Consider the following 13142-nt stretch of genomic DNA (forward strand, 5'->3'; position numbering starts at 1 on the left):
AGACGGCCACCGGGCTAACGGCGGCCGTCTGGTTCAATGCCCAAAGACAAGCGGCGGCGCGATTTGGTCGCGCCGCAGCCAGCGCGCCAAGAGCAATGCCGCCACCACGGCCAGGCCCGACGCCAGGCCGATCCAGATGCCGACACCATGCAGGCCGAAATGGAAGGCGAGAAGCACGCCGAGCGGCAGGCCGACGCCCCAATAGCCGATCGCGGCATAGATCATCGGCACCTTGGTGTCGTGCAGGCCGCGCAGCATGCCGGCCGCAACCGCCTGGGCGCCGTCGAAGACCTGGAACAGCGCCGCGAACACCAGGAACGACACGGCCAGCGTGATCACCCTGGCATTGGCCGGATCGGCGAGATCGATGAAGGCGCTGATCAAAAGATGCGGCAACAGGATCATCACCAAGCCCATCAGCGCCATGAACGACACACCTATGACAAAGGCCGTCCAGCCGGCGCGCGAGACGCCCTCCGGATTGCCGGCGCCATGCGCCAGGCCGACACGCACGGTGACCGCCTGGTTGAGGCCGAGCGGCACCATGAAGGAGATCGAGGCGATCTGGATGGCGATGGCATGCGCTGCCAGCGAATCCGCGTCGATCAGCCCCATCAGCAATGCTGCCGCATTGAAGATCGTCACCTCGAAGGCAAGGATACCGGCGATCGGCAGGCCGAGCCGCAAGAGGCCACGGAAGCGCGGCCAGTCGGCGCGCCAGAAACGGCCGAACAGATGGTAGCGGCGGAACCTCTTCTCCAGCATCACCACGGCCGCCAGGCCGATGAACATCAGCATGCTGGACAAAGTGGTGGCGAGGCCGGAACCGGCGATGCCCATCGGGCGGATACCGAGATTGCCGAACATGAACACCCAGTTGAAGAAGACGTTGCAGGCGACAGCGACGAAAACGATAACCAGCGCCCAGCCCGGACGCTCCAGCGCCGAGATGAAGGAGCGCAGCACGATGTAGCCGTAGAAAGGCAGCACCGCCCATTCCAGCCAGCGCAGATAGGTGCCGGCCCGATGCGCCAGCGCCGGCTCCTGACCCATGGCCAGAAGCACGCTTTCGCCGTGCCAGAGGAATATCCAGATCGGGATCGCGATGAGGATCGCCAGCCACAGGCCCTGGCGCACGGTACGGCGCAGGTCGCGCACCGAATGGCGACGGCGGCCGAGCTCGGTCGCCATCATCGGCGAGGTGGCCAGCATCAGGCCAAGGCCGAAGATCAGCGGCATGAAATAGAGGTTGGCGCCAAGCGCACCGCTGGCCAGCGTATCGGCTCCCAGGCGGCCCATCATCATGACGTCGGTCGCCGTCATCGCGGTCTGGCCGAGATTGGTGAGCACCATCGGCCAGGCGAGCGCGACCGTCGCCCTTATTTCCTGACGCCAAAGGTTTTCCGGCGCACGGACGCCGGTTTCGATCGCAGACATTGTTCCGTCTTTCAGAACACGGCGCGTCGGCAAGGAGCCGGAAGCCGCACAACAACAGCGCGAAATGGCGCCGTTTGCGTCGCCTTGTGAACGAAACGCGACATGTTGGCAAGGGAGGAGGCACCGCCAGCGATTGAGCCAGCGGCCCGGGCTAGACGCCGATGCGCCGTTCACTTGTCCCGGCTAGCCTGCTACGGGTTGCGCACATGGAACAGCCGGCGAACCATGCCGGGAGGACCGAATGCCGTTCAGGCGAAGGAAGAACACGTCCGCGATCCCGCGCACAGCGCCCGCTTTCGAGCACATCGTGACCGAAGCCAGCGACAGTTTCCTGTGGCGGCTGGACGACTATCCCTGGGAACGCAACGTCTGGAATTTCCATCCGGAATACGAGATCCACCTCTTGCGGAAATCTTCGGGCGTCGTGCTGGTCGGCGACCATATCGGCGAGTTCGGGCCGGGCTATCTGACCATCGTCGGCGGAGGGTTGCCGCATGACTGGGTGACGGCGGTGCAGCCTGGCGAACTGATCGAGGGCCGCGATATCGTGCTGCAATTCGATCCGGAACGGCTGCGCGGCTCTGCCGGCCTTTTGCCTGAACTGCGCGAGCTGGAGCCGTTCCTGGAGCGGTCGCTGCGCGGCATGGTCTTCCATGGCCAGACCGCGATCGCCGGCGCCGCGTTGATGGAGCGGATGGGCACGGTGACCGGCCTCAGCCGGTTCTGCCTGTTCCTCGAACTGGTGGACCTCCTGGCCAAGACCGAGGAATACGCGCTTTTGTCGTCGCCGGACTTCTCGCCGATGCTCGACGCCGCGTCGCTCGACATCATCCAGCGCACGCTGACCTATCTGTTCCAGCATTTCGCCGAGGACCTGAAGCTGCCGGAGGTGGCCGAACGCGCCGGCATGAGCGAAAGCAGCTTCTCGCGCTTCTTCCAGAAGAACACCGGCAACTCGTTCAGCGACCATGTCGCCAAGCTCAGGCTGTGGCAGGCCTGCAAGCTGCTTGCCGATACCGATATCCCGATCACCGACATCTGCTTCCAGGTCGGCTACATGAACATCTCCAACTTCAACCGGGCCTTCCTGCGCAAGCACAGGATGACGCCGTCATCCTACCGCAAGCTGTCGCGGCAGCGGCTGACGCTGCGGGCCTGATCAAAGGCCGAAACGACGTCCGTCCATCGGCACTGATATTCATGTGACGGACAGACTCTTCCGGTCGCGTATTTTGCACCGCACAATGCATAAAAGTACAGGTTTGCCGCAAAGGGGCTTCTAGCGCGGCCTTTAGCAACTCCTCATTTTGGCGATGGGTGGCAGGTCGCCGGGCGACGGTGAGGGTCGCTTAGCCCGAGAACAGCCGCTTCCCGCGAATGTTCATGGAGGAGAAAATCAATGCAACCAATTCGGCTCGCTGCGAGCTTGAGCGCAGCTTTCATGCTTGTCTCCAGCGTTTCAACCATGGCGCTGGCGGCGCCGGTCTGTTCGGCGCCGGTCAAGGTGCTGGCGCAGCCGCGCGACGGCCTGACGCTGCTGGAGGACTCAAGGACGAGTTCCAGAAGCTTGCCGGCGCCGGCTTCAAGATCGACTATCTCAACGAGAACGATCGCCGCGCCAAGTCGCGCGCCGATGCCTCCACCGTCGGCAATTACAACGTCTACTATGTCGACGAGGCCAATGTCGCGCTGTTCGCGTCCTCAGGGTGGATCGTGCCGCTGACCGATTATTATCCGGCTGACTACGACTACGCCGATTTCGATCCCGGCCGCCAGAAGGTCGCCACCTATGACGGCAAGGTGTGGTTCGCGCCGCTGACCGGCGGCGGCGACCTGATGGTCTACCGCAAGGATGTGCTGGAGGCCGCCGGCATCCAGCCGCCGAAGACGCTCGACGAGCTCCTTGCCGATGTGCCGAAGCTGACCGATGCGGACAAGGGTATGTACGGCATCGCGCTGCGCGGCGCACGCGGCTCGGGCGCCAATGTCTGGCGCTGGATGCCGTTCTTCAAGGCCTATGGCGGCAAATGGTTCGACGGCGACAAGCCGGCTTTCAATTCGGACGCGGCGGTGAAGGCGACCGAAACCTATCTCAAGCTGTTCAAGGATTCAGCGCCCGGCACGCAGACCGGCAGCTGGGATGAATCGACTGGCGCTTTCCTGTCCGGCCAGGTCGCGATCCTGGTCGAATCGACGCCGCTGTCGGGCATGGCGGTCGATCCCAAGACCTCGCAGGTGGTCGGCAAGATCGGCTTCCTGCCGCCGCCCTCGCCGCTGCCCGGCGGCGGCTACGGCCATGGCCTTGCCATCGCGGCAAAAGCCAATGCCGACGACGCTTCGAAGAAATGCGCCGGGCTGTTCATCGCCTGGGCAACCTCGAAGGAGAACGAGAAGCGCCGGCTCGACGCGCATCAGTTCGGCGAGCTGAATCGCACAAGCGTGCTCTCCAGCAAGGAATTCGCCGACATCTATGGCGCCGACCTCGGCCAGGCGTTGGCGGAGACCGGCAAGGTCACCGCGGTGAACTTCTGGCAGGATCCGCGCTGGCCGGACCTTGGCGACCGCTGGGGCATCATCCTCGAGGAGCTGATCTCCGGCACGCGCACCGACGTCAAGGGCAGCCTCAACGAGCTTGAGGCTTATGCCAACGAGCTGGTGAAGAAGAAGTAATCCTCCCGCCCGTGGCGCGCGGTCCGCGGCATTCGACTGGATGCCGAACCTGCGCGTCACGGGTTCCCTCCCGCTCTTGAAAGGCATAACCCGAGGATAGGCAATGCGCCGACGCTCTTCCCTGCCCGTGACGTTTCTCGTTCCGACGCTCGCGATTCTCCTGGTGCTGTCGATGGTGCCGACGCTCTACGCCATCGTCATCGCCCTGCAGAACCGCGAGCTGAGCTCGGCAAACTATTCCTGGGTCTGGTTCTCGAACTTCGCCGATCTGTTCTCCGATCGCCGCTTTCTCAACGCCGTCTGGGTGTCGGTGAAATGGGAGATCGTCACCGTTGTCGCGACCATGGCGGTAGCAATCGGGCTTGGCGTGCTGATGTTCGAGGTTGCCTCGCCACGCCTGCGCAACATCTACTGCCTGCTGTTCATCATCCCGGTGCTGCTGCCGCGCGTGTCGGCCGCCTTCGTGTGGAAGTTCGCCTACCATCCGCTCTACGGCATCGCCACCTACCCTTACCGGCTTGTTACCGGCGGGTTGATCTTCGACCCACTGTCGAAGCCAGCGACGGCGCTGTTTGCCGTCGCCTCGGTCGATGTCTGGCAGTGGGGCCTGTTCTTCGCCGTCATCGTGCTGAAACTGCTCGAAACCCTACCGCCGCAGCCAATCGAAGCCGCGCGGCTCGACCACGCCAAGCGCTGGCAGATCCATGCCTATGTGACGCTGCCGATGCTCAAGGCGCCGCTGATCAGCCTGATGTTCGTCAAGATGATCGAATCGCTGCGCTCCTTCGACCTGATCTATGTGATGACGCGCGGCGGCCCCGGCGTGGCGACCGAAACGCTCGACATGTATGCCTTCTCGCAGGGCTTCATCGAATCCGGCAAGGTCTCCTACGCTTCGGCCATGGCCGTGCTGATGATGGTCGCCACCGTCATCACCTTCACCATGCTGTGGAAGCGGGTGCAGGCATGAGACCCAATCGCATGAAACCGGGCCGCCTGATCGCCAAGGCCATATTGGCGCTGGCCGGATTCCTGGCCGTGTTCCCGCTTGTCTGGACGGCATTGAACGCGCTGAAGAACAATGTCGACATCATCACGCGCGTGCCGCGCCTGGTGTTTTCGCCGACGCTTGCCAACATCACCTACATAATCGGCCGCGACAGCGTGCTGACCGGCCTCTACAATTCGATCGTCGCCTGCGGCGCCGCCGTCCTGATCGGCGTGGCGCTCGGCCTGCCGGCGGCCTATGCGGTGGCGCGCTATCCCAACCGCTTTGCCGGCGACATTCAGTTCTTCGTCCTGTCGCTGCGCTTCCTGCCGCCGGTGGCGGTCGCCATTCCGCTGATGGTGATCTGGCTGCAGATCGGCCTTTACGACACTTTGCCGGCGCTGATCGTCACCTACTCGTTGCTCACCATCTCGGTGATCATGTGGCTCGCAATCCCCGCCTTCCAGGCGGTGCCGAAGGAGATCGAGGAAGCCGCCTTCGTCGACGGTTACGGCGCCTATGCGGTGTTCTGGCGGATTGCGCTTCCCGTCGCGGCGCGCTCGCTGATCGGCGCCGTCGCCTTCAGCTTCGTGCTGGTCTGGAACGAGTTTCTGATCGCGCTGATGCTGTCGAGCTCCAACGCCAAGACCTTGCCGATCGTCGCCTCCGAACTCTCCCAGCAAGGCATGAACGTGCCCTGGGGCATCCTCAATGCCTCGGTGGTGCTCTTGTCGCTGCCGCCGCTGCTTTTCCTCGGGGTCTTGAGCGGCTTCCTGAATTCCGTTTTCCGGCAAAAGAAGACTTGATGTGAGGAATACCCCGATGCGGGCACTGGTGCTTGAAGAAAAAGGCAAACTGTCGCTGCGCGAGATCGCGCTGCCACTGGATGTCGGGCCGGACGATGTCAAAATCGCCATCCACACGGTCGGCGTTTGCGGCAGCGACGTGCACTATTACACGCATGGCGCCATCGGCAGCTATGTCGTGCGGGCACCGATGGTGCTCGGCCACGAAGCCGCGGGAATTGTCGTCGAGGTCGGCGCCAATGTCGAGGCGTTCAAAGTCGGCGACCGCGTCTGCATGGAGCCCGGCGTGCCGAACCTTGCGTCGCGCGCGGCCAAGCTCGGCATCTACAATGTCGACCCGGATGTCCGCTTCTGGGCGACGCCGCCGGTGCACGGCGTGCTTGCGCCCTATGCCGTGCACCCGGCCGCCTTCACCTACAAACTGCCGGACAATGTGTCCTTCGCCGAGGGCGCGATGGTGGAGCCCTTCGCCATCGGCATGCAGGCAGCGACGCGCGCCCGGATCGTTCCGGGCGATGTCGCGGTCGTCGTCGGTTGCGGCCCGATCGGCATCATGATCGCGCTCGCCGCTTTAGCCGGCGGTTGTTCGAAAGTGCTGATCTCGGATTTTTCCGCGCCCAAGCTCAAGATCGCCGCGCGGTATCCAGGCATCGTGCCGGTCAATATCGGCGAGCAAACGCTGGTCGATGCTGTCGCCGCCGCGACCGACAGTTGGGGCGCCGATATCGTTTTCGAGGCAAGCGGCAGCCCGAAGGCTTTTGCCGATCTGTTCGAGGTGGTGCGGCCGGGCGGCGCGGTGGTGCTGGTCGGGTTGCCGGTCGAGCCGGTCAGCCTCGACGTGCCGGCGGCGATCGCCAAGGAAGCGCGCATCGAAACCGTGTTCCGCTACGCCAACATCTTCGACCGGGCGCTGCAACTGATCGCTTCCGGCAAGGTCGATCTCAAACCGCTGATCACCGGCACTTTTGACTTTTCCGACAGCATCAAGGCGTTCGAGCGGGCGGCCGCCGGCAACCCGCAGGACGTCAAGCTGCAGATCCTGCTTTCTGGCGAGAAGGGCTGATCCATGTCCGCGATCGTCTGCTCCCATGTTGACAAGGCCTATGGCGCCACTACCGTCATCCGCGACCTCAACCTCTCGATCGAGGAGCATGAGTTCGTCGTCTTCCTCGGCCCGTCCGGCTGCGGCAAGTCGACTTTGCTGCGAATGCTGGCCGGGCTGGAGGAGATCAGCGGAGGCGAGGTGTCGATCGGCGGCAAAGTCGTCAACGATCTCGAACCCGGCGACCGCGGCATCGCCATGGTGTTCCAGAACTATGCGCTCTATCCGCATATGACGATCTTCGACAACATCGCGTTCGGGTTGAAGCGGCAGAAGGTGCCGGCGGCCGAGATCAAGAACCGCGTCGACGCGGTCGCCCAGACGCTTGGCCTCGACCCCTATCTCGGCCGCAAGCCGACGGAGCTTTCCGGCGGCCAGCAGCAGCGCGTGGCGATCGCGCGAGCCATGATCAAGACGCCGAAAGTGTTCCTGTTCGACGAGCCGCTCTCCAACCTCGACGCCAAGCTGCGCAACCACATGCGGATCGAGATCGCCAGGCTGCACCAGTCGCTGAAGACGACGACCGTTTATGTCACCCATGACCAGCTCGAGGCGATGACGCTGGCAGACCGCATTGTTCTCCTGAAGGATGGCGTCATCGCGCAGATCGGCTCGCCGGCGGAAATCTATCGCCGGCCGGGAAATCTGTTCGTGGCCGGCTTCATCGGCACGCCCAACATGAATTTTATCGAGGTGACGGTCGCCCGCGCTGACAACAATTGGACGCTGACCGGCGCCGGCACCGTGCTTTCGATAAGCGGCTCGGATTTCCATCTCCAGCATGGCGATCGCGCCGTGCTCGGCATCCGGCCCCCGACCTGAGGACGGCCGACGCCAGCGCCAGCAACATACTGCAAGGCACCGCCGACCTTATCGAATTCCACGGCAATGACGCGCTGGTGACGTTTGGCTCCGGTGGCAGGGAGATCAGCGCCCTGGTACCGGCCCGTGAGTGTCCAGCGCTGCGCGCGCCTGTCCGCTACAGCTTCGATGAGGAAAGCGTCCACCTCTTCGACGCAACGACCGGCCTGTCACTGCGCAAGCAATAAAGCAATTCCAGGAAAGTGTGACGCAGTTTCGTTCCGCGACTTCGCCGTAACCCTCCGCCCGGAATTGCGTCAAAACAAAGAGATCGAGCTTAGCTGATCGCGTCGAGCATCCGCCGCTGGCGATGCATTTCGAGGAAAACGCGATAATCACGGTCGAAGCGGGCGCCGGCGGCCTTGTTGGGCGCGCGGGTCTTGCCGCCTTGCTGCATGGCGACGCAAGCCGCGTTGAGATCGGGATAAAGCCCGGCAGCTGTCGCCGCCACCATGCCGGTGCCGAGCAGCACCGCTTCGTCGGCCAGCGGCTCGACCACCGTGCAGCCGGTGGCGTCGGCGTAAAGCTCCATCAGCAGCGGGTTCTTGGTGTGACCGCCGGTGACATGCAGCGTATCGATCAAATAGCCGTTCTCGTTCAGCGCATCGAGCACATGGCGCACGCCGAGCGCAATGCCGACCGCAGTGCGCCAATAAAGCTTGCACAGGCTGTCGAACGAGGCGTCCAGCGTCAGGCCGCTGATGACGCCGACGGCATGCGGGTCGGCGAGCGGCGAGCGGTTGCCGTGGAAATCCGGCAACACATGCAGCCGAGCCGCCAGCGCGTCGCCATCCTCGGCGCGCAATTCGGCGACGCGCCCGGCGATCTTCATGTGCATGGCGGCATCCGGCTCGCCGCCGGCGCCATGCCAGCGGATGATGTGGTCGAGCAAGGCGCCGGTGGCCGACTGGCCGCCTTCCGACAGCCATAGCTTCGGCAGCGCCGCGCCGTAATAGGGACCCCAGACGCCGGCGAAGGGCTGCGGGTCGGGCGACATCGCCATGACACAGCTCGACGTGCCGGCGATCAATGCCAGGTGCCGGCCGATGTTTTGCTGGTCGCCGGCAAAACCGCCGAGAACGCCGAGCGCGCCGGCATAGGCGTCGATCACGCCGGCGCCGACCCTGCATGCAGTCGTCAGCCCGAGATCGGCCGCGGCATCCGCCGTCAGTTGACCGATATCGGCGCCGACCGCGCTTGCCTTTTGCGGCAGGTTGCCGTGCTCGAAGATGTCGCGAAGGCCGACGAGATCGAAGAAATCGTGGCGCCAGCTCGTTTCCTCATGCGCGAGATAGGTCCATTTCGCCGTCAACGTGCATTGCGAGCGGGCGAGCGAGCCCGATGCCTTCCAGGTCAGGAAATCGGCGAGGTCGAATAGATAGCCGGCTTCGTTCCATGTCTTCGGCAGGTTCCGCTTCAGCCACATCAGCTTCGGCGTCGCCATTTCCGGCGACATCACGCCGCCGATATAATCGAGCACGGCGTGGCCGCTTGCCGTGCATTCATCGGCCTCGGCGATGGCGCGGTGGTCCAGCCAGACAACGGTGTCCCAGCGCTTCTGGCCGGTGACGGAGGCGCTTAGCTGGTCGCCGTTCCGGTCGCGCACGACGAGCGAACAGGTGGCGTCGAAGGAGATGCCGGCGATGCCGTCAGCGGCGATGCCGGATTTTTGCAGGGCGCCGCGCACGGCCTTGCACACGGCCGACCAGATATCTTGCGAATCATGCTCGGCGTGATCGGGCCTGGGCTGATGCATGGCAATCGGATGATCGACCCGGCCGAGCAAATTGCCGGCAGAGTCGAGAATGCCCGCGCGAGCGCTCCCGGTGCCGACATCGACCGCGCAAACGAAACTCTTCGTCAAGATGCTTTTTCTCTCGCTCCCAGGCCTGCAATCAGATCGGGCAATTGCAGCATGTCAGCGAATATAAAGTCCGGTTCGGTCGACGCAAGCCGCGCTTTCAAACCGGGATTGCCGGCGTGCGAACCGCCGGTGAAGGCAAAGACGCGCATGCCCGCGGCACCGCGGCGGCAACGCCAGCGGGACTGTCCTCGATGACCAGGCAATCGTGCGGATGGGCATGCATAGCGGCGGCGGCATGCAGGAAAAGATCGGGCGCCGGCTTGCCACGCTGAACCATGGTGGCGCTAAACAGATTCGGTTCCAAAAAAGGGAGCAGGCCGGTGACGTCGAGAGCGTAGCGGATGCGCTCCAGCGTGCCGGACGACGCGACACAGGCGGGCAGGCCCAGCGTCGGCAACATTTCCCTGATACCCGGGATGGGTTTCAGTTCCTCACGGAATTTGCGCATCAAATCGACGCGCATGGCGGTCAGATGCTGATCGCTGATCTCGATCCCGAAATCGCGGCCGAGGATCTCGCGCACGCTTTTCATGCTCTTGCCGAGGAAATGCTCGTAGGCGGCATCCTCGCTGACGGTGCCGCCGGCGAGCTCGATCATGCCGAGCAGCGCCGAGACCGAAAGGGCCTCGCTGTCGACCAGAACGCCGTCGCAGTCGAATATGACCAGTTGCGGCGTCATCGCTGTTGCTTCCGGTGCTTTCAGAGCTTGCCGGCGAGATAGCGCGTCAAGGTTTCGCGGGCACCGTTTGCCCACAGAACCTTCAGCGCATGGCCGAAAGCTTCCGCGAAAACACCTGAACGGCCGAGATCGCCATAGATGTCTTCCATGGCAAGCCAAGCGCCGGAATTATCCTTCGCGGCCTTCGCGGTCGCCTGCAAACGGTCCCAGCCCGGATCGTTCGGCTCGATGACGGCGCCGCTGTCGGTGGTGCCGAAGCAGTAACGGCACCAGAGCGCCGATTCCAACGCCAGGCCGGCGACGCCCTTGCCCGCCTTCAGCCGGTCGGCAATGGTCGGGATGATGAATTTCGGCTGACGGTTGGAGCCGTCGAGGCAAAGCCGGCGGATGGTGTCGCCAATCTTGGGATTGGAGAAGCGGCGCTCGATGAGCTGGTAGTAGTCCTCGAGGTCCGTGTTCGGCACCGGCGGCACCGTCGGGATGATCTCGTCATGCTCGAGCTTGGCGAGGAAATCGCGCACCAGCGGCTCCTGCATCGCCTCATGGACGAAATGGATGTCCATCAAGCCGGCCGGATAGGCGATGGTGGCGTGGCCGCCGTTGAGGATGCGGATCTTCATCAGCTCGTAGGGCGAGACATCCTCGACGAACTGCACGCCGACCTTTTCCAGCGCCGGGCGGCCGGCGGTGAAGTGATCCTCCAGCACCCATTGCTTGAACGGCTCGCAAAACACCGGCCAAGCGTCCTCCAGGCCGAAATCGTCGGCCAGGATCTTGCGCTCGCGGTCGGTGGTGGCCGGCGTGATGCGGTCGACCATGCCGTTCGGGAACGCGACCTTGTCGCTGACCCAGTTGGCGAGATCCTCGTCGATCAGCCGGGCGAGGCCGATGACGCCGTCGGACGTGACATGGCCGTTGTGGGGGATGTTGTCGCAGGACATGACCGTGAACGGCACGATGCCGTCGGCGCGACGGCGCAACAGGCCAGCAAGGATGATGCCGAAGACGGTCTTCGGCACCGCGCCCGGTTGCGCATCGGCGACGATATCCGGGTGGGCGGGGTTGAACTTGCCCGAGGCCGGGTCGATGAAATAGCCGCCTTCGGTGATGGTCAGCGACACGATCCTGATCGCCGGATCGGCAAGTTGTTCGATGGTTGCCTGGGCGTCGCCGGGGGTCAGGAAATCGATCATGGCGCCGGTGACGCGGGCGCTCATATGGCCCTGGTCCTGCTCGACGACGGTGGTCAGCCAATCTTGTTCCTGCAACTTGGCGCGGCCGATCTTTTCGCCTTCGAAGACACCGGCGCCGATCAGTGCCCAATCATGGCCTTCGCCGGTGCCGAACAGGTCATCCAGATAGACGGCCTGGTGCGAACGATGGAAATTGCCGACACCGAAATGGACGATGCCCGCCTTGAGCGCGGCGCGGTCATACTTTGGACCGGAGACCTTCGAAGGAAGCCTGGCGAGGTTCGAGGAAGAGAGTTTCACGGTCATCTGCTTTACCCTTTGGCCGACCCGCAGCCCGACTGTTTTGCCTCCTTGGGTGAGCGAGGATGAGGGACGGCAGCCGGTGTTCCAGCATGCTGTCCCTCACCTGCCCCGCGGCGTCTTCTCCGGAGGAAAGAGAGAAGCGCCTTCCCCCTCAACTGATCGTCTTCAGCTCATCTCGATGCCGCGCGCCGATCCGGTGATCAGCGCCGACTTGCCTTTCAACCTCACTGCGCCAGCGCCTTGCCGTCGGCGCTGAAGCGATGCAGCTTGGTCTTGTCGGGGGTCAGATAGACGACGTCGCCGTGCTTCACGGCAACCTCACCGTCGGCACGGACGTTGATCGTGCCGATGCCGTCGGCCTGGGCGTGCAGGAAGGTGTCGGAGCCGAGATGCTCGGCAACACCGACCGTCGCCTTCCAATCGCCGGACGTGGTCGAGATGTTGATGTGCTCGGGCCGGATGCCGATGGTCTTGGCGCCGTATTTGTCGGCCGGCGCGCCTTCGATGAGGTTCATCTTGGGTGAACCGATGAAGCCGGCGACGAACAGGTTCTTCGGCGTCTTGTAGAGCTCCATCGGCGAGCCGACTTGCTCGATGTTGCCGGCATTGAGAACGACGATCTTGTCGGCCATGGTCATGGCCTCGACCTGGTCGTGGGTGACGTAAATCATCGTCGTCTTCAGCTGATGGTGAAGCTCGCTGATCTCGAGTCGCATGGTGCCGCGAAGAGCGGCATCGAGGTTGGACAGCGGCTCGTCGAACAGGAAAGCGGTCGGCTGGCGCACAATGGCACGGCCGATGGCGACGCGCTGACGCTGGCCGCCGGAAAGCTGGCCGGGACGGCGCTCGAGATAGTTGGTGAGGTTGAGCACCCGCGCCGCGTCCGCCACTTTCTTGTCGATGGTCGCCTTGTCTTCGCCAGCCATCTTCAGCGGGAAGCCGATGTTCTTGGCCACCGTCATATGCGGGTAGAGCGCATAGGACTGGAACACCATGGCGAGCTTGCGCTTGGCCGGCGCCTCGCCGGTGACGTCGCGGCCATCGATGTTGATGGTGCCGCCGCTGGTGTCCTCCAGCCCGGCGATCAGGCGCAACAGCGTGGACTTGCCGCAACCCGAGGGGCCGACGAAGACGACGAACTCGCCATTCTCGATCACCAGATCGAGACCGGGGATGATCGACGTCGATCCGAAGGACTTGGAGACGTTCTTGAGCGTGATATTTCCCATGGTTTCCTCC

8 protein-coding genes and 3 pseudogenes are annotated in these 13142 nt (G+C 63.7%); 6 read left to right on the plus strand and 5 right to left on the minus strand.

The annotated features are described in order from the left end of the window. Window positions 1-33: 33 nt before the first annotated feature. A complete protein-coding gene (locus ACVDG8_RS18135) occupies window positions 34-1437 on the minus strand; it encodes an MATE family efflux transporter (RefSeq protein ID WP_447255901.1) in 1404 nt (467 codons plus the stop codon). Between the two features lie 241 nt (window positions 1438-1678). Here ACVDG8_RS18135 and ACVDG8_RS18140 point away from each other — a divergent pair, with 241 nt between their 5' ends. The 6 genes and pseudogenes from ACVDG8_RS18140 (at window position 1679) to ACVDG8_RS18165 (ending at window position 8052) form a co-directional block, all read left to right on the plus strand. Then, window positions 1679-2596 carry a helix-turn-helix domain-containing protein gene (locus ACVDG8_RS18140; protein ID WP_455707809.1) on the plus strand — a complete coding sequence of 306 codons (918 nt, stop codon included), beginning with the start codon at window positions 1679-1681 and terminating at the stop codon, window positions 2594-2596. 240 nt (window positions 2597-2836) lie between these two features. Next, a pseudogene (locus tag ACVDG8_RS18145) lies at window positions 2837-4107 on the plus strand (ABC transporter substrate-binding protein). 103 nt (window positions 4108-4210) lie between these two features. Further along, entirely contained in the window at window positions 4211-5077 is an 867-nt protein-coding gene (locus tag ACVDG8_RS18150; RefSeq protein ID WP_447255903.1) for a carbohydrate ABC transporter permease, read from the plus strand. An 11-nt stretch (window positions 5078-5088) separates the two neighbouring features. Then, complete coding sequence (locus ACVDG8_RS18155) at window positions 5089-5901, plus strand: carbohydrate ABC transporter permease (protein WP_447255904.1); 813 nt, start codon at window positions 5089-5091, stop codon at window positions 5899-5901. A gap of 16 nt (window positions 5902-5917) precedes the next feature. Beyond that, the gene (locus tag ACVDG8_RS18160; protein ID WP_447255905.1) at window positions 5918-6964 is read left to right on the plus strand and encodes an NAD(P)-dependent alcohol dehydrogenase; all 1047 of its coding nucleotides are present in this window, start codon (window positions 5918-5920) and stop codon (window positions 6962-6964) included. A 3-nt stretch (window positions 6965-6967) separates the two neighbouring features. Continuing rightward, window positions 6968-8052: pseudogene (locus ACVDG8_RS18165) on the plus strand (ABC transporter ATP-binding protein). Between the two features lie 89 nt (window positions 8053-8141). Here ACVDG8_RS18165 and ACVDG8_RS18170 read toward each other — a convergent pair. The 4 genes and pseudogenes from ACVDG8_RS18170 to ACVDG8_RS18185 all read right to left on the minus strand — a co-directional run bounded on the left by ACVDG8_RS18170 (window position 8142) and on the right by ACVDG8_RS18185 (window position 13132). Then, window positions 8142-9728 carry an FGGY-family carbohydrate kinase gene (locus ACVDG8_RS18170; RefSeq protein WP_447255907.1) on the minus strand — a complete coding sequence of 529 codons (1587 nt, stop codon included), beginning with the start codon at window positions 9726-9728 and terminating at the stop codon, window positions 8142-8144. Next, window positions 9725-10407, minus strand: a pseudogene (locus tag ACVDG8_RS18175) (HAD-IA family hydrolase). The gene ACVDG8_RS18170 and the pseudogene ACVDG8_RS18175 overlap by 4 nt, the downstream one beginning before the upstream one ends. Before the next feature lie 20 nt (window positions 10408-10427). Beyond that, window positions 10428-11906 carry a mannitol dehydrogenase family protein gene (locus ACVDG8_RS18180; RefSeq protein ID WP_447255909.1) on the minus strand — a complete coding sequence of 493 codons (1479 nt, stop codon included), beginning with the start codon at window positions 11904-11906 and terminating at the stop codon, window positions 10428-10430. A 221-nt stretch (window positions 11907-12127) separates the two neighbouring features. Further along, on the minus strand, window positions 12128-13132 hold the full coding sequence (locus ACVDG8_RS18185; protein ID WP_447255910.1) for an ABC transporter ATP-binding protein: 1005 nt from the start codon (window positions 13130-13132) through the stop codon (window positions 12128-12130). Between the last annotated feature and the right edge of the window lie 10 nt (window positions 13133-13142).

This window comes from Mesorhizobium sp. ORM8.1 (assembly GCF_053005525.2).